The sequence below is a fragment of the Paenibacillus sp. FSL R5-0470 genome, from assembly GCF_037975205.1.
Lineage (GTDB): Bacteria > Bacillota > Bacilli > Paenibacillales > Paenibacillaceae > Paenibacillus_AQ.
Map to the genome: position 1 here is coordinate 4,760,508 of NZ_CP150238.1, position 21,022 is coordinate 4,781,529.

General features: G+C 43.7%; 23 protein-coding genes and 1 other annotated feature. Of the genes, 4 read left to right on the plus strand and 19 right to left on the minus strand.

The window, feature by feature from the left end; all coding sequences use genetic code 11:
• Window positions 1-157: 157 nt before the first annotated feature.
• The 15 genes from MKY99_RS21090 to MKY99_RS21160 form a co-directional block, all read right to left on the minus strand.
• Window positions 158-904, minus strand: coding sequence for a hypothetical protein (locus MKY99_RS21090; protein ID WP_339266191.1), 747 nt, complete (start codon window positions 902-904; stop codon window positions 158-160).
• Between the two features lie 30 nt (window positions 905-934).
• On the minus strand, window positions 935-1,303 hold the full coding sequence (locus tag MKY99_RS21095) for a 2Fe-2S iron-sulfur cluster-binding protein (RefSeq protein WP_339266194.1): 369 nt from the start codon (window positions 1,301-1,303) through the stop codon (window positions 935-937).
• A 34-nt stretch (window positions 1,304-1,337) separates the two neighbouring features.
• Window positions 1,338-1,517 carry a DUF2768 family protein gene (locus MKY99_RS21100; protein WP_042129589.1) on the minus strand — a complete coding sequence of 60 codons (180 nt, stop codon included), beginning with the start codon at window positions 1,515-1,517 and terminating at the stop codon, window positions 1,338-1,340.
• A gap of 193 nt (window positions 1,518-1,710) precedes the next feature.
• Window positions 1,711-1,986 carry a stage VI sporulation protein F gene (locus tag MKY99_RS21105; RefSeq protein ID WP_042190213.1) on the minus strand — a complete coding sequence of 92 codons (276 nt, stop codon included), beginning with the start codon at window positions 1,984-1,986 and terminating at the stop codon, window positions 1,711-1,713.
• 66 nt (window positions 1,987-2,052) lie between these two features.
• Complete coding sequence (locus MKY99_RS21110; RefSeq protein ID WP_339266196.1) at window positions 2,053-3,093, minus strand: NAD(P)H-dependent glycerol-3-phosphate dehydrogenase; 1,041 nt, start codon at window positions 3,091-3,093, stop codon at window positions 2,053-2,055.
• Window positions 3,086-3,703 carry a glycerol-3-phosphate 1-O-acyltransferase PlsY gene (gene plsY, locus MKY99_RS21115; RefSeq protein ID WP_042129592.1) on the minus strand — a complete coding sequence of 206 codons (618 nt, stop codon included), beginning with the start codon at window positions 3,701-3,703 and terminating at the stop codon, window positions 3,086-3,088. The genes MKY99_RS21110 and plsY overlap by 8 nt, the downstream gene beginning before the upstream one ends.
• A 12-nt stretch (window positions 3,704-3,715) precedes the next feature.
• Entirely contained in the window at window positions 3,716-5,041 is a 1,326-nt protein-coding gene (gene der / locus MKY99_RS21120; RefSeq protein WP_042190218.1) for a ribosome biogenesis GTPase Der, read from the minus strand.
• Between the two features lie 170 nt (window positions 5,042-5,211).
• Window positions 5,212-6,534: a 30S ribosomal protein S1 gene (rpsA, locus tag MKY99_RS21125; RefSeq protein WP_256716304.1), complete on the minus strand. Its 1,323-nt coding sequence runs from the start codon at window positions 6,532-6,534 to the stop codon at window positions 5,212-5,214.
• A 175-nt stretch (window positions 6,535-6,709) separates the two neighbouring features.
• Window positions 6,710-7,297 carry a lysophospholipid acyltransferase family protein gene (locus tag MKY99_RS21130; protein ID WP_042190219.1) on the minus strand — a complete coding sequence of 196 codons (588 nt, stop codon included), beginning with the start codon at window positions 7,295-7,297 and terminating at the stop codon, window positions 6,710-6,712.
• Entirely contained in the window at window positions 7,294-8,004 is a 711-nt protein-coding gene (gene cmk / locus MKY99_RS21135; RefSeq protein WP_231573321.1) for a (d)CMP kinase, read from the minus strand. The genes MKY99_RS21130 and cmk overlap by 4 nt, the downstream gene beginning before the upstream one ends.
• 207 nt (window positions 8,005-8,211) lie before the next feature.
• The gene (locus tag MKY99_RS21140; protein WP_042190221.1) at window positions 8,212-8,865 is read right to left on the minus strand and encodes a flagellar brake domain-containing protein; all 654 of its coding nucleotides are present in this window, start codon (window positions 8,863-8,865) and stop codon (window positions 8,212-8,214) included.
• Window positions 8,866-8,994: 129 nt separating this feature from the next.
• A complete protein-coding gene (gene ypeB, locus MKY99_RS21145; RefSeq protein WP_076284556.1) occupies window positions 8,995-10,353 on the minus strand; it encodes a germination protein YpeB in 1,359 nt (452 codons plus the stop codon).
• A 360-nt stretch (window positions 10,354-10,713) separates the two neighbouring features.
• Window positions 10,714-11,409 carry a glutamic-type intramembrane protease PrsW gene (prsW, locus tag MKY99_RS21150; RefSeq protein WP_042129603.1) on the minus strand — a complete coding sequence of 232 codons (696 nt, stop codon included), beginning with the start codon at window positions 11,407-11,409 and terminating at the stop codon, window positions 10,714-10,716.
• Between the two features lie 148 nt (window positions 11,410-11,557).
• Window positions 11,558-12,172, minus strand: a complete 615-nt coding sequence (locus MKY99_RS21155) for a genetic competence negative regulator (RefSeq protein WP_042190227.1) — start codon at window positions 12,170-12,172, stop codon at window positions 11,558-11,560.
• A 263-nt stretch (window positions 12,173-12,435) separates the two neighbouring features.
• The gene (locus MKY99_RS21160) at window positions 12,436-12,831 is read right to left on the minus strand and encodes a hypothetical protein (protein WP_339266200.1); all 396 of its coding nucleotides are present in this window, start codon (window positions 12,829-12,831) and stop codon (window positions 12,436-12,438) included.
• Between the two features lie 94 nt (window positions 12,832-12,925).
• On the opposite strand from MKY99_RS21160, the gene MKY99_RS21165 reads away from it, so the two are divergent.
• Window positions 12,926-13,825: a polysaccharide deacetylase family protein gene (locus MKY99_RS21165; RefSeq protein ID WP_149647065.1), complete on the plus strand. Its 900-nt coding sequence runs from the start codon at window positions 12,926-12,928 to the stop codon at window positions 13,823-13,825.
• Window positions 13,826-13,922: 97 nt separating this feature from the next.
• Here MKY99_RS21165 and MKY99_RS21170 read toward each other — a convergent pair whose 3' ends face one another.
• From MKY99_RS21170 to MKY99_RS21180, 3 genes are read right to left on the minus strand one after another with little or no spacing between them, the layout of a single operon-like run.
• Complete coding sequence (locus MKY99_RS21170) at window positions 13,923-14,768, minus strand: metallophosphoesterase (RefSeq protein WP_339266202.1); 846 nt, start codon at window positions 14,766-14,768, stop codon at window positions 13,923-13,925.
• A complete protein-coding gene (locus tag MKY99_RS21175) occupies window positions 14,762-15,130 on the minus strand; it encodes a hypothetical protein (RefSeq protein ID WP_339266203.1) in 369 nt (122 codons plus the stop codon). The genes MKY99_RS21170 and MKY99_RS21175 overlap by 7 nt, the downstream gene beginning before the upstream one ends.
• A complete protein-coding gene (locus MKY99_RS21180) occupies window positions 15,127-15,720 on the minus strand; it encodes a CPBP family intramembrane glutamic endopeptidase (RefSeq protein WP_042190233.1) in 594 nt (197 codons plus the stop codon). Before MKY99_RS21180 ends, MKY99_RS21175 begins: the two co-directional genes overlap by 4 nt.
• 115 nt (window positions 15,721-15,835) lie before the next feature.
• Between MKY99_RS21180 and MKY99_RS21185 the strand changes: the two genes are divergently transcribed.
• Together MKY99_RS21185 and serA are read left to right on the plus strand one after the other, a co-directional pair.
• Window positions 15,836-16,747, plus strand: a complete 912-nt coding sequence (locus MKY99_RS21185) for a hypothetical protein (RefSeq protein ID WP_042190235.1) — start codon at window positions 15,836-15,838, stop codon at window positions 16,745-16,747.
• 110 nt (window positions 16,748-16,857) lie between these two features.
• Window positions 16,858-17,088 (plus strand) — a binding site (T-box leader).
• Between the two features lie 246 nt (window positions 17,089-17,334).
• On the plus strand, window positions 17,335-18,927 hold the full coding sequence (gene serA / locus MKY99_RS21190) for a phosphoglycerate dehydrogenase (RefSeq protein WP_076284555.1): 1,593 nt from the start codon (window positions 17,335-17,337) through the stop codon (window positions 18,925-18,927).
• A gap of 72 nt (window positions 18,928-18,999) precedes the next feature.
• Here the strand turns inward: serA and MKY99_RS21195 are convergent, their stop codons facing one another.
• A complete protein-coding gene (locus MKY99_RS21195; protein WP_339266205.1) occupies window positions 19,000-19,854 on the minus strand; it encodes an SDR family NAD(P)-dependent oxidoreductase in 855 nt (284 codons plus the stop codon).
• A gap of 152 nt (window positions 19,855-20,006) precedes the next feature.
• On the opposite strand from MKY99_RS21195, the gene MKY99_RS21200 reads away from it, so the two are divergent.
• Window positions 20,007-20,963, plus strand: a complete 957-nt coding sequence (locus MKY99_RS21200) for a YafY family protein (RefSeq protein ID WP_339266206.1) — start codon at window positions 20,007-20,009, stop codon at window positions 20,961-20,963.
• Window positions 20,964-21,022: the final 59 nt, after the last annotated feature.

Consider the following 21,022-nt stretch of genomic DNA (forward strand, 5'->3'; position numbering starts at 1 on the left):
AATCCAGTCTTACGCGCCATTAAACAGAACCTTAATTCCATCTACGATTTATGTAAGACAATTAAGCTTCTGTTAAGGCAATATCTGAACAACACAAAAACGCCTAATCCTTCGGATATAACCGAAGCTTAGACGCTCTTAAGCTTTAACTTCCACTTCAACTAGGAGACTGCGGGACAGGCTGATTGTTAATCCATAGATACGGCAAAGACTTCACGGGCACGTAATAGGAAGCTTCCTCCAGATCTAGTCGCAAATCTTTTTTCTCGTCATGTTCCCCACCATTCTTTTCGATGGCAGCTATAATATCAAAGACATAATCTACATAGACCGTTCCAGCCTTATCCATGATGAAATCAAGAACCTGCCCGGAATAGACGCTAGTTAATGATATGGAGCTTGTTCCTGCCTTCTTATGATCAATGGTGTAAAGTCCAGGATATAGCTCATCCAGTACGGGCAAAGAGCCGTCATGAGCTGATTTATAACGATTAATCTGACGCTGCACATCATTCACCTTTTGAACGGTAACAAGGTCCATCACCTTGACAACTGGATCGCTTTCCTCATTCAAAATAAGAAAATAAGCGCTTCCGCCCTGTTCAAAAGCCGTAGCCGGAATATCATCCAAATATCCCTTATTGTTCAGCTTGCCTAGGTCTATCCGGAACTTCTCATATCTTGGAGTAGCTTCATCCGCATTAAGGATCGGAAGCACACCTTCCTCTTGTTGAAAATCATCAACGGCTGCTTGTATCCGTTTAACACTTTCTCGATAATTAACGCTGGCACGCTTTTCTTCTCCAGGATACAGACATCCGGAAAGAGTAAGAGCGATTGACATCACTACCAGAAAAAGTCTTGCTCCTGCCGTTAGCTTCTTCTTTCTTCGTATAAACTCCAACCGAGTCCCTCCCACGGTGACAATCTAACACTACCACAGCTCATCTTCTTCCCCACGCCGCGCAGCTTCAAGCTTACGGCGTACAGCAGCCTTAAGTGGATCTTCTGGCACCTGAACGGTCACATCGCTCCATACGGCAGCCTGACAAGCCAGACGCACTCCTTCTTCTAACGTAGTTCCAAGCTTACGTCGTTCAATATCTCCTGGCGGTCTCAGCGCTGTGGCCTCTTCAGTCGCAATTTTAACCTTGCACATCAGACAGCCTGCTTTGCCTCCACAGCGAGTGGTAATGCTCACTCCGGCTTTACGAGCTGCCTCCAGTAACGAGATACCGTGATTCACCACAGCTTTACGACCTTCAGGTTGAAACATAACGGTGACACCATTTTGCGATTTCATGATGTTACTTCCTTCCTCAACATTATGTAACTGCTTACATAATCGAAACAACTCCGCCCAATAGGCCAACTAACATGATGACAAACGCAAGGATAGATAGCAGTGCTTTAAGCAGTCCCTTTGTTTTGCTCCGAGCAAAAGTTATCAGAAATACAGACAGTCCCATAATCAGCATTGCAATCAGGGACAACCACATTTTTGTCATCGGATCCAAGGTCAAAGCCCCCATTCGCCTGTAATATATTAGGGATTATTATATCATGACCTTATCCTATTCTGTAAAAAACATCATTTTTTATATATTATTATTAAGATATTTTAGCTGAGAGAGTTTACAATAAATAAAAAAAGAGCAAAAGATAACAGAATCTCATGGATTCTGAATCCTTTGCTCACCCAACCTAAAGCTATTTTTTAAGCATCATTTTCATTAAAGACTCCATTGTGCCGGAACCTGCGCCGCCTTTTTTGACGGCATTAATAATTTCCTGCACAGTAGCTTCACTGACCGGCACTTTCGCCATCGATGACACCTGCTTAATTAACTGGCGGAGCTGGGCTTCATTCTGCGTAGTTCCTGGTTTGACCGTACTGGCTAGCTTTTTGACGGCACTTTCCGTAATGTTCTTGCCCGCCTTTTTGTTAATGGCGTTCAATGCATCCTTGGAAAAATCTCTGCTCACTTTTCATCCCTCCTCCGTCAATCCCCAATACAACATATGAGAATTTGCGGAAAAAGGTGAACAGGATCAGGAATGCCACTGCTCCCAAGTTTCCTGAGATATTGCCTCAAGCTCAGGTTTACGATCACGGCCCATCAGAGCTTCAACAGCACTACGTGGACTTCTACCTTTAAATAGGACATGATAAATTTGATCTGTAATGGGCATTTGGACCCCTAGCTTGATGGAAATGGCATAAGCTGCCTCCGTGGTACGAATACCTTCGACAACCATTCCCATCGACTCCAGCACCTCATCCAGTGGTTTCCCTTGCCCGAGCATAAAGCCAGCACGCCAGTTACGGCTGTGCTGGCTCGTAGCAGTCACTACAAGATCGCCAACACCTGCAAGCCCTGCAAAGGTCAAAGGATTCGCTCCAAGCTCGACGCCCACCCGAGAAATCTCGGCCAGTCCACGTGTCAGAAGCGCCGCCTTAGCATTATCCCCAAATCCTAGACCATCGGATAGACCTGCACCGAGTGCAATAATATTCTTTAGTGCGCCGGCAAGTTCTACTCCTACCTGATCACGGTTCGTATATACACGAAAATCATTGTTTATGAACAATTCCTGTGCTTCAGCAGTACGCTTATCATCAGGTGAAGCCACAACAACTGTAGTAGGACACAGGCGCACTACTTCCTCTGCATGACTCGGTCCGGAGAGAACGACAATCTGCCCTTCGTCACAGCCTAGTTCTTCAGCAATAACGATCGACATCCGTTTCTTGCTTTCAGTCTCAAAGCCCTTCGTAGCATGAACGCATAGCATTTCATCCTTCCAGAACGGCTTCAGACTGCGAGCAACCTGTCGCATACCTGAAGATGGGGCTACAATAACAACCGCTTTAGAACCGGAAACTGCGGTCTCCAGATCGGTGGTTGCAATGATGTTTGCGGGCAGAGAAATCCCCGGTAAATACTTATTATTGATATGAGAACCATTGATCTGGGCAGCTTGATCAGAGTTACGTGTCCACAGATAAACTTCCGAGTGATTCGCAGCCAGCACACTTGCCAGCGCAGTTCCCCAGCTCCCCGCTACTAGTACGGTTACTTTATCAGACAACACGATTCCCTCCTTTTACTTTTGAGCCTATCTTGTTCTCACGGCCCTCTACAATCTTAACAATGTTCGTCCGGTGCCGCCAGAAGGCAAAAACCGCAATGATAATACTGGTCCAGAGCACAGGCTGTGTAAATCCTGTCAACAATAGAAAGACCGGTGTCAGCGCGACAAAAATCAACGAGCCAAGTGACACGTAACGAGTGATAAAGATAGATCCTATGGCGATAACACCAGCGAGCAGTGCAGGCCATAAACACAGTGTGGCCATAACACCGATCGTAGTAGCGATGCCCTTTCCCCCACGGAAACGAAAGTAAAGCGGCCAGTTATGTCCGACAATGGCAGCGATTCCGCAAAGAGCAGCAACCCAGGTTCCCCAGCCGCCTACCCAAGTTCCTAACCAAACTGCGGCAACACCCTTCAGTACATCCAGCACTAGCACAGATATCGCAGGACCTTTTCCCAGTACACGAAGTGTATTGGTAGCCCCCGCATTGCCGCTCCCATATTGACGGATATCAATTCCCTTTAGTAGCTTGGCGAACAGCACACTAAAGCTGACAGAACCAAGCAAATAGCTTACAACGATAACCAGAAGTTCAAGCGCCACACTTCTTCTCCCCTAACCTTCGTTTTCGGATTTGCGCCGTGTAAAGAGACGGATTGGCGTTCCCTCGAAATTAAACGCCGCGCGGATTTTATTCTCCAAGTAACGTTCATAGGAGAAGTGCATCAGCGATGGGTCATTTACGAACACCACGATCGTCGGTGGCTTCACCGCAACCTGCGTTACGTAGTTAATACGTAAGCGACGGCCTTTGTCAGTTGGAGGAGGGTTAATCGCAATGGCATCCGATACAACATCGTTCACCAGATGCGTAGTAATGCGTAGTGCATGCTGTTGAGATACATGCTGCACCACTGGTAGCAGTTTTTGCAGGCGCTGTTTAGTTAAAGCCGACAAGAAAACAACCGGTGCGTAACTCATAAACAAGAAGTGGTCACGAATCTTAGACTCGAAGTTCTGCATAGTCTTGTCGTCTTTCTCAATGGCATCCCATTTGTTCACAACAAAAATAGACGCTTTACCAGCTTCATGTGCATAACCAGCGATATGCTTGTCCTGGTCGATGATGCCCTCTTCACCGTTAATTACAACGAGAACCACATCAGCCCGTTCAATCGCACGCATCGCACGCATAACACTGTATTTCTCAATATTCTCATATACCTTGCCTTTTTTGCGCATACCTGCAGTATCGATAAGCACATAACGTTGTCCATCACGTTCAAAAGGCGTATCAATGGCATCGCGAGTAGTACCTGCAATATCACTAACGATAACGCGTTCTTCACCCAGAATTGCGTTAACCAAAGAGGATTTACCTACATTCGGACGGCCAATCAAAGCTACACGAATGACATCGTCATCATACTCATCATCTATTTTCTCTGGCAGACGTTCTACGACAGCGTCCAATAAGTCACCGAGCCCTGTACCATGACTACCGGAAATTCCGATTGGATCTCCAAAACCTAGGCTATAGAACTCATAAATATCATCTGCACGCTTCATATTATCCACTTTATTGATGGCAAGAACGATCGGTTTACCTGAACGGAACAGAATCTGAGCTACCTCTTCATCTGAATTCGTCACACCACTCTTCGCCTCACACATAAATACAATAACATCCGCTTCTTCAATCGCCAGCTCCGCTTGAACGCGGATTGATTTCAGAATCGTGTCATCTCCATCAATTTCAATACCTCCGGTATCAATCACACTGAACGATTTACCGTTCCAATCTGAAATACCATAAATCCGGTCACGTGTAATCCCCGGTTTATCTTCTACAATGGCCAATCTATCGCCAATCAGCCGATTAAAAATCGTCGATTTCCCGACGTTAGGCCTCCCAACGATTGCCACAACGGGTCTTGCCATATTCATTCCTCCTGTCATCCTTACGATACTCATCATAGCAAAAAACATTAAAATTGGCTAACACTCATGTTAGCTTTAATAAATTCTTTCTGTCACTGGAAAAAGAGAATCGGCGAACCCCCGTATCGAGGGCTCGCCGATTACTTTACCCGTATATTCAAAAAGCAGGATTAGTTATTACCTTTGAATTTGTCCAACTTGTCTCCAAAACGTTCAGCAAGCGTAAAGCTAAGGCCTTCGTTGCTTAGAGAAACGTTAGGGTTATTCAAAACTTCTTTAGGAGCTCTGTCTCTGCTGTTGCTGCGTTCAGGTCTAGCAGTAGGTGCTGGAGCTTCTTCAGTTTCTTTGATGCTCAGGCTAACACGTTTCTCGGATGGATTGAAGTCCAGTACTTTCACTTGTACTTCTTGTCCTTCTTTCAATACTTCGTGTGGAGTAGCAATGTGTTTGTGGGAGATTTGTGAAATATGCACAAGACCTTCCACACCTGGAAGCAATTCAACAAATGCTCCGAAGTTCACAAGACGTTTTACAACGCCTGTTACAACATCACCGATGTTGATTTCGCCAGCAGCAGAGTCCCAAGGACCTGGAGCAGCAGCTTTAATGCTCAGGCTGATTTTTCCTTTTTCAGGATCAACCTTAAGTACTTTAACACGTACTTTATCACCTTCAGAAACTACATCAGAAGGCTTCTCTACGTGATTCCAAGCGATTTCGGATACGTGTACAAGACCGTCAACTCCGCCAACATCAACAAATGCGCCGAATTGGGTCAGACGTTGTACAGTACCTTCAATGATTTGACCTTCAGACAGTTCTGCCATAATTTTAAGCTTGTTAGCTTCGAACTCTTCTTCAAGAACTTCTTTAGCGGACAGGATTACTTTGCTGTTCTCACGGTCAAGTTCTTTCACTTTAACACGAAGGGTACGGCCTTTGTAATCACTGAAATCTTCAACGAAGTGACGCTCAACCATGGAAGCTGGGATAAATCCACGTGCTCCAACATCAGCTACTAGACCGCCTTTAACAACGTCAGCCACAGTAACTTCGAAAGCTTCTTGGGAAGCAAAGTACTTCTCAAGATCTTCCCATGATTTTTCGCTATCAACAGCACGTTTGGAAAGAACAAGGCTTTCCTTGTTGTCGTTGATGCTAACAACTTTACATTCTACTTCCTGTCCAACTTCTACTGCTGCAGCAGCGTTGTCCAGTTGTACTGCGGACAATTCGCGAATCGGAATCACACCGTCGTATTTATATCCAATGCTTACATAAGCTTGGTTATCTTCAATTTTGACGATTGTTCCTTTCACGGTATCGCCTTTTTTCAGAGAAATGATTTCCAAGTCAGCTTGGTTAGTCACTTCTTCTTCGTTAACGGCAGCAACTTCTTCTACAGCTCCGTTATTTTCTGTCACAGCGGATTCCACCGCTTCTACGGTTTCATTGCTCTCCGTAGTTTCCTGATTTTTAATTTCTTCAGACATGTGATTAGCCTCCTCGATTCAAAACCCCATTTATTTAAACCTGCGTATAGCAGAGTTCAAAACAAGCATTGCTTGGTATTACAAATTACACTTGAAGATAGTATGTTCCAAAAAATAGCGACTATGCCGTTATTTAATCATAGCACAGGACGAAATTTGTGATTCCGTTTATCCCTTAACCAACAGTTGGTATACCCGACTTCTTCATCTCATTGATGCGTTCCATAATGACATCGGTAACAGCCTCGAGAGATTCACTTCCTGCACCGGCAAATTGACTGAGATCTATAGGAGCCCCATAGACTACAACCATCCGTCGAAAGGGTTTGTACTCACCGACAATAGCGGCTGGAACAACTGCAGCACCGCTTCGAAGTGCAAAGCTTGCAGCACCTTTCTTGGCAACTCCGGCGTCAGAGTTACGCGTACCCTCCGGGAAGATACCCATGACATTACCACCGCGAAGTGTGTTAAGGGCCGTTTTAATGGATTCTTTGCTTACACCACCACGTTTGACCGGAAAAGCACCCAATTTGTTAATGAGCCAGCCAAGCACAGGAACCTCAAAAAGTTCTGCCTTAGCCATATACTTTACTTGACGGTCTAACTTAATCCCGATAGTCATCGGATCCAGCAAACTAATATGGTTGGCACAGAGCAGCACCCCGCCCTCCTTTGGCACATTCTCTTCCCCCACAATCTTAAGCGGGAAAACAATTGCGTAAATCAAGCGAAGCAATCCTCGGCAAAATACATAAATCATAAATGATTTCTCTCCCCGTCAACATGAGATCTACAATGGGATACAATGGCCTCCACGACTTGATCGATATCCATAAAGGTCGTGTCGAGAAGAATCGCATCTTCCGCACGTCGCAGCGGTGAAATCTCCCGTCCTTCATCCAGACGATCCCGCTGTGCAATATCATGTTCAAGCTGCTGAAGCGTCACCGATTCCGCGTCTCTCAATTCCTTATAACGACGGAGAGCTCTTTCTTCCACACTTGCCGTCATAAAAATCTTTACTTCGGCATCGGGCAGCACGGTCGTACCGATATCGCGGCCATCCATTACAACGCCTTTGCGAAGCGCCATCTGACGCTGCAAATGACTCAGTCTGGACCTTACACCTTCGATCTTCGAATACTGCGACACAAGGCCGCTAACCTGAAGACTCCGAATATGCGGCGTTACGTCTTCCCCATTAATCAGCACCTTCTGGATGTCTTTTTCCGGAATAAGCTCAATAACCATATCGTGAACTTTCTGGTTCACTTGATTCTGATCTTCCGGTTCTATGCCTTCTCGGATCATATACCAGGTGATTGCCCGGTACATTGCGCCTGTATCGACATAAATATAAGACAACTTCTGGGCTACCAATCGGGCTACAGTACTCTTGCCTGCCCCGGCAGGTCCGTCGATGGCGACGTTAATTCTGTCGTAAGTATGTGTACCCTGCCTATCCAACGGGGCATTCCTCCTCAAACACTCTTTCATAAGAAAAGCATCTAGCGATGTCAAGTTCATTCCTGCAATATCAAGGAGCACATACAAATGGATATGCTTGATGATATTATCAAGAAAAAAGCAGGCATTGCCTGCGACTTATAAAATTATACCACAGTTTATAATTCAGTGCAAAATCAGAACACTTAATAGAGCTAAGAAAAATGCCTATCGGTTGCGGAAATCAAACTGTCGTTCAAAGCAGTAACGTATTATTTTCTGACGCTCATTATCCGTAATAGCCACAAATTTCAGCATGGCCAATTGGCGCCCGTTTTCAAGCTTTTTAATCCGGACCACTTCACCTTCAAAGTCCACATGCTCAATACTACCATTTCGATAAGGCACTAGAACCCAGCAGGATAATTTCGCTCCCACTTCGAGCTTCACTTGGTGATCCACCAAGAAAGACGTTCCTCCGCCGCCGATATCATCTGTACGTACAAGGAATCTTTTGCCAAAGCTATCCTTCACAGCTAATTCAAGATCTGCATTCACCCGAAAAAAGCTTCGTCTCTGAATTTTGAAAATCGAATCCGCCTCTGGTTTTTGTATCCGGACCATACGAATTACATCTTCTTTAAACCCGAGAACATGAGTATTAAAGTAATTTTTAATGCCACCCTCAGTAATAAAATAAACCGAAAGCTCGTCCCCCATAAAAAGTCGTTTCAGACGACCGTCACTTTCCTGCATAGGAATTTCAATCAGGAATGCGTCGTCCTCTGTCTCTGCAATTCTCGATCTATATTCAACTTCTGCTTCAGCAGCGTCACTGGAAGCAACCTGTATGTATAGATATTCATTAATTTTAGGATACAAAGATGTCACCGCCAAATCAGTATAGTTAACAATGATTATAGCATGGGAATATCACCCAATGAGATAAATATTATTTGAATTTCAAAAATAAAGAAGAGCCCATCCAAATAATGGATGAGCCCTGTTTTTTCACTTTTGTTCTACTCCTGAAGAAGGCCTAATTTCTTCCACGGACTCTTCAATGCCGTCGTCCGCATTAAGGTAAATACGATACTGAGTACCATTTACCTCTCCGCCAAATTCGTAAGTCAAGACTTCTACGGAGTCATCATTTTTAATCCACGCCATGCGATGGTAATTCTCATTGAAATCCGAATTCAGAAATTTCTTCGCTTCCGCCAGAGTCAGCTTTGGCTTTGGAATTTTACGATTGTCCTTATGCTCATTGACATATTCGCTAGCCTCAAATCCAACCGCTGTCCCAGTATCAAGTCCAATACGGATCGTCATTTTCTCAGGATAAATCAAGACATCATTTTGGCTCGTTACAAAGGTTAAATTCCCGATATTATCATAACGGTCAGCATTAACCGCAGTCATATGAGGATATCCTTTTTTCTTAAGAAACTGCTCCGCCTTAGTAACTGCCTCTTCTAGGGTCACCTTAGCAGGTCCTATCTCACGGTTATCGTAATAAGAGATCAGTAGACCACCATTTTTGGTGAAATCCATACTGATAATCTGCTTATTATTCGAACCACTGACTGTAGCCGTATATGAAGGCCACTTCGTATTTTTGCCGTTTTCTTTAACGTCTACCTTAGCGTTCGAGCCTGCATTAGCAAACTTAATGGCTTTACGTTTGATATCTTCAACTGAAACAGGGGTACCTCCGAGCATTTTTACAGAGCGTTTATCGTAAATACTTGCAACTGAAGGACCCCAATCCAGGTCAGGGTAACCTTCGACACGTTTGTCCACCGACTTGAAGCCGTCAATAATCGAATTATCTTCTGCCTTATTCTCTGTAGCCAATGCAGTTTCAACATCCATCCAGCGTAAACGGCTACCAATCACTTTATTCTGAACATCTTGCAAATCTTTTGAGATTTCTCCAGAGCTCTTATACAATGCTTTTAAATTGCTCAATTCACCATCTGTCAAAGGCTTCTTAGCGAAATCACGAATCCCAGCTTTATAAGAAAAGTTTGAGATTTTGGACAGAAACTCCTCCGTTTTGCTAAATGGCAGTAATGTGAGTGGCAACTGATTGATTTCATTTTGTGCCTCACTGGTCATCCGCCACACATTAACAAGTCCTTTGCGGTGCATCCCGTTAGAAGCGGAGTTAACAGCTAGTGTGTTTCCCAGCTCTCCATGAAGACGCTCCACATGGTAAGACAAATCATGAAAGGCACGCTGATATTGGTTCTCCGCCTTAATTAGGATCGCATTCTTCTCCTGATTCTCCTGATAACCCCACACGAGCGCGCCAATTAACAGCAGCGCAGTCAGCGGGAACATTACAGCACTTAATCTTTTGTACATAGGGCTACAAGACTCCTTTCGATAGCTTATTGGCGTTAGTTTGACAATAAACTAGGAGTCTTATGCACCCTTCTGTAACACAATATGACTAAAGTGTTTGAATAGAGGGATTTCACTCCAAATTTGCATAGCATAGCGCTTATGCTCTCTCTTCAATTTCAAAGCCACTGCTATTACTGCAAAGGCATTGCTTAAAGCCGGTTTGAATCACACCCTGCTCTTTTATCCCTCTTAATATGTAGGTCTCACCGCATTGTTTGCAAAGTATACGGACTTTTATACGCAAAAAAAGACACCTCTCTCCTCTCTGGAATCTCCCGCTAAGGAACAATCCTTTGAATATAAGTGTGTCCATCTCGATTATAGGTTAACCTCTTCTTCTCGTTTCAGAAAGCGGAAAGGGGACCGGCTATTTGCCCTATCCACTTTCCCCATCCCTCCGTACCATAGAATAGCCATCAGAGGAACAATAAACCATATCCAGTAGTTAGCTGTCGTACTCAAAATAAAGTCATAAATCCCATGCCACAACCATGGCAGCAAGATAGAGATTAACAGAATCCCTTTTGTTTTAGCTCCTTTTGAGAACTTGGCTCTCCCTAAATGATAGCCCATAATTACACCAAACATAGCGTGTCCAGAAACCGGAAGCAGTGCTCTCAGGAACATGGAACCGATTGATGCATTGCTATACCAAGCGTACATTATATTTTCTATTGTTGCGAAGCCGAGCGAAATCGCTACGGCGTATAGTATCCCATCATATGGCTCGTCAAATTCGGTGTGATTGTAAATCATATGGTAAAGCACAAACCATTTTAGACATTCTTCCACGCCAGCGGATATGAGAAACGACTCCACATAAGGACCGCCATTCAGCCCCAGCATTAGTCCTCTCTGAATGATCATAACAGGGAATACAATCAGAAGGCCTAGCAGGAACACCTTAATAACGATATGAAGCGGTTCTTGATCATACTTATCTTTCAAATAAAAAAAGGTCAGCAGAGCAAGTCCCGGCGCTACTGCCGACGAAATAACCGATAACACGAGCACCGAATAACCTCCCTATATCCCTAGCGCCTTATTCTGCTGATTACAGCAAGGCAGATAACAGCTTTAATTCAAGAATGACCGCCATACCATCAAGAACAAGAATAGGGCTAATTAGCTAAAACGATGCTTATCAGCCCTATCATGCTATTTAATCCTGACGCTTAAAATGAGTGCACAATAACTGGACTGCATTCTCCGGCATTACTGTCTTCCCGTATTCATCGAGGACAGCTTCAGTAACCGGTGAGGAATCTCCAAACTCAGCTAGTACGCCAACAAGACCTGACAACGCTGTTTCTTCAAATTCCTTAGGATCGAAGTACAGATACCATTTATTGTTATAAGAATACAGTTTCCCCTGGGAAGTAATATTACCAATGAGCACATGTGCCGCTTCAACAAGAACCTCGAAATCGCGGAATGCATATACAATGGAGTCGCTTTGTTCAAGAGTAACTTCCATTTCGTAAATCTCTTCTGGCAATTCTTCTTCCCCGGACGCACCGTACTGATGGTGATCATATTTTCCTCGGGTCACTATAACGACCATGCCTTGGGCGGGCAATGCGAAAACTTCTACGGCAAGCGGACCGGTAGCATCAAAACCTAGTTCACTATATGCTTGGTCCATCATCTCCGTAAACAGGTCATGAACCTTAGGAACTTCCTGCCACATGTCTTCCTTCTGGATGCCCCGCTCGCTCAGGTCGTCAAAAGTGAGGAAAATCCGTATCTTATCTTGACTTAATCGCTCTATTCTCATGACAGGATCCTCCTTTTGCAAGCTCATTTATTATAATGTATGATGAGTCCCGAGTAATGAGCCAAAAATGGTTACTATGTATGTATGTTATCATTTTGCAGAGATAAATGCACGAAAATAAATATATAAAATCCTCTTAAAGCATTGCCACTACTGAAGAGCTTATTCTAATTCATAAACCACTTTCAAGCCCTTGAATATAAAAAAGAATCATTCTGCGGAATATTTCATCCTCAAAATGATTCTGAAGGAGTCCTTTACGGTTACAATCCCGGTATGGCAGTATGCGTTTCTTTAAGAATTTGCTCCACTTCGCTCTTCACTTCAGGATTGTTGCGAATGAAATCCTTCAGTAATTTGAGATTGGATTCTTTTGATTTTGCCGGTGATTCCGTTTTATGCTCAGAGGTTCCGCTGTTCGAACCATTACTTTGAGCATTGCCGCTTGTATTACTGCTTGCATTGCTGCTTGAAGCAGCAGTGTTTCCAAACCCTGTCGTAGCCATACCAATTATTTTTTCTTTTGCTTTATCTGCTGCTCCACTCATGGAACCGCCCGATTGCCCCAGCGAAGACATTAGAGAATTCCGCTTTTTGGACATAATCATACTGGCTGCGACGCCCATCAGCACCCCACATAAAAATGACGAAGTATTCATATTTCCAGCCTCCTTGTATGGTAAAATCATGTTTAGTGTTCGCGGAAAGATTGCCGCTCATGCAACCTAATAAGAAGAAAGCGAGTTGAAAAAAGTGGGTAAAATGACATCAGTGCTCCTACTGGCTACCTTACTGCTGACAGCCTGTGGCAACAGCGGTGCGAATGGAAAGACAGCCGAGGATACAAACACCACAAACAATACGCCTACGGCGGCAGCTACACAGAGCGCAGAAACTACAGCGCCTTCCCCTGAAGTTACAGCCAGCCCTACCCCTGAAGCGTCAGCAGATGGAGGAACTACAGGTAGTAATAATACAGCCAGTAAGGATGAAGCCTCCGCTGAAATTCCACTGCTGTACCATATGAACAAAAATTACGACATCGTCCCAAATGAGGAAACTACAAATAAAAAAGTCGTGTTACTCACTTTTGATGACGGTCCCAAAGATGCGGAAATGATTAATCCGTTAATGGATGTTCTGGACAAACATCAGGCCAAAGCGATCTTCTTCGTGAATGGATACCGCGTTAAAGCGCATCCCGAGCTTCTAGAGTTAATTCATAACCGCGGAGGGATTATCGGCAACCATAGCTGGGATCATATTGTGTTGAAGGACAAGTCTTACACTGAGGTCAAAAAGCAAATCGAAGACGTTCAAAATGCGGTCAAGGAGATTATTGGTGAAGCCCCTCAGTTTTTCCGTCCCCCACATGGTGCTGGCGGAGATGTAGGGAAGAAGATTTCCGCTGAGAATGGGATGTTGTATATGACCTGGTCCAATGGATCACTGGACTGGGAAATGAAAGAGAAAGAAACCGGAAAAACAGATAAGTTAATCAAAAATGTGACGGATCAATTGCATTCTGGCAGTAATATTCTGATGCATGAGCTACCTTGGACAGTTGAAGCGTTGGATAAACTGCTTACTACTCTTGAAGGCAAGGGCTATAGCTTTGTAGATCCTCGCAGTATTGAGCTTAAGATGCGCTAATTCCTAATTAGGATAAATAAAAACAGGTAATCCCCTTGATGGAAAGGAGATTACCTGTTTTTTTGTCCACCCGTTCAAGCGGTACAAAGACAGCTTTCTAATGTTTCTCTTTTCGGAGTGTTAGCACGTGCATCTCAGCAGGACTTCCCCAGCGGATCGGCAAGTGAGAGGTTCCAAACCCTCTGCTAATCAGCAGCTTCGCATCCCTCCCTGTCCCATCTCTTCTGGGCCATTGAAACATTCCTGCATCATATTTATGATAGAAATTTTCCACATGCCTTTGACCCAAAAAAGGAAGAATGACCTGCCCTCCATGCGTGTGGCCTGCTAATATCAGATCCGCTGGCACACTTTGACGTTTGGACAACCAGAGCGGATCGTGAACAAGAATGATACGACAAGTGTTATTTAGTGAAGAAGCACGTGACGTTAATCCAGGTAATGGACGATAAGAAGTGTTACCACCCTTTTTCGGAAAATCCACTCCCGTTAACCAAAGAGAAGCTCCCTCACGTTCAATACGCACATTCTCATCCATTAACAGCTTTGCACCACTGCCCCGGATAATCTGATCAACTAGTGAAATATCAGCTCGATAATCATGATTTCCATGTACTACATAGGTAGGAGCAATAGAAGTCACTAAAGTCATATTATCAGTCAGTCGATCCAGAGGACTGTTTTTTTCTGTTAGATCACCACCTAATAAAACAGCACCCACCGTTCCCTTTAACGGAGTCAGCAGTGCTGTTGGAAGGCGGCGGCGATGGATGTCAGTTATAAATAAGAGACGAAACCCATCAAACTCATCTGGGAGCGACTTCAAAATTATTTCCTCGGTAATAATTCTATTTCTAAAGGCGTTACTCACCATAATCACAGCAATGATTAGTGCAATCAAAAACACAACCACAACCAATCCCCAAATCCAAAAAATCACCATAAAGTACTCAAAGGCGGCGCCCCTTCGATTCCCCACCAGAGGAGCGCCACCAGCAATATTACAAAGATGAAAATCAGAGAGTTAACAAACATTTTACTAAGCCGAACACGTTCTGATGAATACGTATTCGAACGTGATGGAACAGATTCTTCCTGCTCTTTGTTTCCAGCGTTAGATCCCTTCGCAGAAGCTGCCGGACGGCGCGCTTTCCTTGATAAAGTTGCCGTTGTTGTCCGGGAATGATTGCTCTTTCTAGGAGCCCCCTCCGATCGCGGATTCGTTTTTTTACTTTTGCCAGAAGTTTTGCCTTTGCCACTGCGCTTTTTCTGACGAGACTTCAACCGGCTCAATTCCTCACTCATGATTCCCTCCTGTAGCGGATCACCAGACCAGAGAAAAGGTCGATGAAGAAATGACAAAGTATAGGTGCCCATAGGCTTCCTGATTGAATGTATATATATCCAAGACCATAGCTGCTTAAGAATACCCATCCGGTAGGTACAAAGTGGCGCAAATAGCGAACATGAATAAGAGCAAACAAAATACTCGTCCAATAAGGACCAATGGAATACTGAATGGCTCCTCTGAACAGAAGCTCTTCACAGATCGATACCATAGCTGCAATTACAACAATGTGCCATACGGGCCGATTTCGAAATAAAAGGTCGTTTATTCCCCCGTCATCCATACTTTCTTCAGGTACAATATGAGTCAATAAATAATCAACTACCAGCATTACAGCAGCAAGTCCAAGACCCCATGCCACAAAATGTACGTTTTCTGGAAAAATTAATAGCTGAAAAGGATTTCTTTTCTGAAATAATATCCATATCAAACCGATAATTAATGTAAGCCCCTGAGTAATGTAGAGATTGAGGAGCAGAAGACGGTCTGTTAACTGACCTGGCTCTACCTTTTTTATCTTAATCTCGCCAAATTTGAATTTTTTCATCGTGACCTGCCTGTTCTTTATTTTTTTGGGGCAGCTCCGAAAGAGAAACCGTCCATAATGTTGCTATCAATACATAATACATAGGATAATTCCCCCAGAAAAAGGAGCACTTATTATGAGCCAACGTAACTCCCGTACACAAATGTTGTACACTCTATTTTTTTTGTTTTTCCTTATTTGCGCCTTCGCCGCATTTTTCACAGGCGTCAAGGTTGGCGCAGACAAAACGGAAGCTAAATATGAGCAACAAAAGAGCAGTAATGGATATGGATTAGAAGAATTCACGGGCTCTTACCAACAGAAGGATCTTGTTACTTTCTATCATAACGTATTTTTGCCTTATCGGGAATTCAAGCAGAATTGGAACACACAAGTGGACAAGTTGGCACGCAGTACAGATGCCCGTGTAAATGCAGCAGCTATGAAGAATCTTAGCCTTCTAGCAGATAAACAATATGAAAGAGTTAACCAGGACTCTATCTTTTCCGACTCTCCCTTATTACATCAATCACAGCTAAACATACTCAAAAGCTTAACTTTATTCTCAAAAGCTTCTGGTGAAATAAGTGCAAGTGCATCTGGTGCAGAGACGGCAAAATTGCTGAAAAATGATCCTTATACTGCCGGTGCGGTTAAATTCGGATTGCTCGCACAAAAGAACTTTTATGATTCTATGCTAAAGTGGGGCTCTAAGACAAACCAGAAAATCCCTTCTGTTGCTGGTGAGCTAAAGACCATGTCCTTTATCCAGTGGAAAAAAATGCCTCTTCTTCAAAAGAACGCATCCATCGCTGATATGATGTTAAATCGCGGAATTTTTGCAGCCTACGATCCTCAGGACATTACTGCAAAAATAGACGATTTGATACATTCTGGTACAGCCAGTTCATTGAATCTTACGGATGTTCAGTCCTCAGTAACCCTGCTTATTTCCACAGGTGCTATACAGGTAGAGGATTTTATGAAGTGGCGAGAGCAGTACTATAGCAAGGAGACGATTCCACAGCTCCCGTTTTTTTATGAATAGAACCAGTCATTGAATCATAACGAAAAATGAAGTTCACTTCAAGAAAGCATACTTTTAAAGCCTATTGACACATCTACATTACCGTGTTACATTATGAAAAAATTAATCAATCAAAAACGATGATGGAACAAAGATTCTGGAAGTCTTCAGAGAGCCGGTGGTTGGTGCAAACCGGTGACAAACAGATGTCTTTAGCGCTCCTGAGATATTGTATCGAACCTTAAAGTAGGTGCAATCGGATCAACTCCGTTACCAGTGTGGCCTTTGCAGGCCAATGAGGCTGCTTCTTCCAAGTTGCAGTGAATTAGGGTGGTACCACGAAGATAACTCTCGTCCCTTACTACGGCAGTAGTATGGGGGTCGGGAGTTTTTTTAATTTCTAAATACCTAATCTATACTATCCTTTTGCCCAAAGTTACCGATTCCGCGGTACTTCTGCACGCAGCTTCTTTTATGCGACACCGCGTTGATCTACTATTATCGCATGTTTTTTCTCTACTAGTTCGTGAATCTTCAGGTATTGTGGATTGCCCAAAAAGGCGTCCTCGACATATAAAGCTTTTCAACTTTAAGGGGGATAAGAAACCATGTTTAAAGTATTAGTATCGGATCCAATCAGTGATTTGGGCATTCAGCAATTGATGGACGCAGAAGATGTAGTTGTTGACAAAAAAACAGGACTCAGCGAAGACGAACTCATTGCAATTATCGGTGAATACGATGGTCTCCTTGTCCGCAGTCAAACTACTGTAACAGACAAAATCATCGAAGCAGGAAAAAATCTAAAAGTAATTGGTCGTGCAGGTGTTGGTGTAGATAATATCAAACTGGATGCTGCAACAAAGCGTGGTATTGTTGTAATCAATGCTCCTGATGGAAATACAATTACGACTTGTGAGCATGCTTTCGCAATGATGATGGCTCTGGCCCGTCATATTCCACAAGCTTATGCAAAAACAATCGGTGGAACCTGGGATAGAAAAACATTCGTAGGTGTAGAGCTTCGTGGCAAAACTTTAGGTGTACTCGGAATGGGCAGAATCGGTAGCGAAGTGGCTAAACGTGCTAAAGCTTTCGGTATGGAAATTCTTGCTTTCGATCCTTTCCTAACAGCTGAACGTGCTGAAAAGATGGAAGTTAAACTGGCTTCCGTAGACGATGTTGTTCGCGGAGCAGACTTCATTACTGTGCACACTCCACTTACTCCGGAAACACGCCATATGATTTCTCGCCCACAATTCGAAGTGATGAAAAAGGGAATGCGCATCATCAACTGTGCACGTGGTGGTGTAATTGATGAAATGGCATTAGTAGAAGCTATAGATAGCGGTATTGTTGCTGGCGCTGCGTTCGACGTATTTGAGAAAGAGCCGCCGCAAGCAGATCATCCTTTCCTGTCTCATCCAAAAATCATCGTGACTCCTCACCTTGGCGCTTCTACGATTGAAGCTCAAGAAAATGTGGCGATCGATGTTTCGGAGCAAGTGTTGCATATTCTGCGTAATGAACCGTTCATTAACGCGGTCAACATTCCTCCAGTGGCTCCAAGTGTAATGAATAAGCTTCAACCTTACTTCACGCTTGGGGAAAAACTGGGCAGCTTTGTTACCCAAATTGCAGCTGCTGCTATCCGTGAGATCCATGTTGAATACGCTGGTGATCTTTCGGATGTAGATACCCAACCACTAACCCGCTACATTGTAAAAGGTGTGCTCTCCCGCCACTTTGCAGAGGACGTTAATATCGTAAACTCCATGCATTTAGCGAAAACACGCGACGTGAACGTAGTAATAACTAAAGCTTCTAAAACTAAAGGCTTTACCAACCTTATTACTGTTACTCTAAAAGCTGATCGTGACCAAGAGTATCTTGTTGCCGGCACCCTGCTGCAAGGTTATGGAGAACGGATTGTTCAAGTGAATAAGTTCCCAGTTGATATTGCTCCTGAAGGTCATCAAATCTTTGTATCCCATAACGACAAAGTAGGGATTATCGGACTCGTGGGTACATTGCTTGGTGAGAACGATGTAAACATCGCTTCCATGCAAGTGGGACGTAAAATTGTTGGGGGCGCTGCAATCATGCTGCTGACCGTTGACAAAGCCGTTCCTAAGCAAGTTCTTGTGAAACTCGCTGGTTTACCAGAAATTAACACCGCTGAAGAAATCATCCTTCTTTAATCTATAATATAGAAAGGCCATTCCAGAATGTACTGGAGTGGCCTTTCTTATATTTTACGATTCTCTTTCTTCCTATATTATGAACGAAGGGATTATCCTTCCATCAATATCAGTAAAACCATACTTTTCAGCAAGCTTTCCAACCAGCTGCGGCTCACCGGACATACACATAACCTCTGGATCAGCGGCTAGTGCAGTCACTGCTCGACCAATATATGTCGTCGATTCACTCATTTTCAGTTCCTCAACTTCTTGCCAATGTTCCTCATCTGTATTCATGGCTTCTAGAACCGCTTCTGTTCTCATCCATCCAGGTGAAAGTGGAATAACCGCAATGCCGTCATCCTTTAATTCCTTCGACAATCCGAAAGCCATACGTAAAAGTGCATTTTTAGAAAGATCATAATAAAAGTTGCCTAAATATTTATAATGATCCCAGAAGGTTGTATGGATAATTAGACCACCAGTTTTTGCCTTGCGCATGAAGGGAATTGCGTAATAATTTGTGATCATCTGTGCTCTCACACCGGCATTAAACATATTGTCCCAATGAGCTGTAGGTAGCTCCCAAAAAGGCTTCTGCTCGATAGCTAAATCATTGCCTCCCCACACGTTGTTAACTAAGATATCGAGCCGCCCCTGCTCTTCAGCGATCTGACGGATCACTGCTTCTGTTTCTTGATCCTTCGTATGGTCACATCGTATTACCGCACCAGAACCTCCACTTTCTTTTATTTCTCTAAGTACGCTATCTATGCTCCCCTTAATATGCTCTGTGACGGATACATCTGTGGTCCTCCCTGTAATATAGACAAAAGCACCTCTTCTTGCTAATTCTAAAGCGATCCCTCTCCCAGCACCTCTGCTGCTCCCGGTAACCAATGCGACTTTCCCTTTCAATATCATAGCCCTCAACCCTTTCCACATGAATTCGGATTTCAATATTCTGTGAACATTCCTTACGTTTTATAAGTATAGCCCGTATATATGACATCAACTGACATATATAATATAATCATAATTCAGAAATGATTAATGGTGATCGTCTAATCAATAATTCGAGGAGGTACAATAGCCTAATGAGAGCCGACCGTTTGTTATCAATATTACTTCTGTTGCAAAATCGTGGAAAAATGACTTCTAGAGAATTGGCCCAAACACTCGAGGTATCAGAACGAACTGTGTTTCGTGATATGGAAGCATTAAGTACTGCAGGAATACCCATTTTAGCTGAACGTGGTCGTGAAGGAGGCTGGATGCTAACTGAAGGGTACCGAACCTCCCTAACGGGAATGAAGCCACAAGAGATTGGTTCACTGCTTCTGTCCGCTGACGCATCTATAATGAAGGATCTGGGGATACAAGACGACTACTCTTCCGCTCTTCTCAAACTAGAGGCTGCATCCTCACATCGACTTAGTAACCCAGCAAATTACCTAAGCGAGCGTGTTCATATTGATGGCGCCAGTTGGCATCCTTCGGATGAGACTTATCCGTTCCTTTCTGTACTGCAGAGAGCACTCTGGGAGGACCGTAAAGTAAAAATCACTTATCTCCGGAGCAACGAGACAACGGTCCGTTTCATTGAACCTCTTGGGTTAGTTGCAAAACGCGGAGTATGGTATCTCGTAGCCAAAAGCAAAGAAGAACTACGGACCTTTCGTGTGTCCAGATTAGTTAACGTTGAGGAGACTCATGAGTGGTTTAAAAGACCTGATGACTTTGATTTAAAACAGTACTGGGAAGAGTCCACCACGGCCTTTAAAGCAGCACTGCCAAAGTATCAAGTAAAGCTAAGGGTTAGAACATCTGTCTTAAAAGAATTACAGCGAGAAAGATTTGTCTCTGTCCAATTGATAGAGCCAACAAGCAATGCAAAGTGGGTGAACGTAGATGCCGAATTTAATACGATCGAGTCGGCCTGCCGGATAATCCTTTCTTTTAGTCCCTCGGTTATTGTACTTTCACCGCAAGAACTTTTAGAGATGGTAAAGTCTGCTATCGCAAAAATTTCCGCTATTTATGAGGATTTTTGACACGAAATCTAAAGAACTACTCCGAAAAGAAGATTTATGTCAGTTCTTACTATAGACCA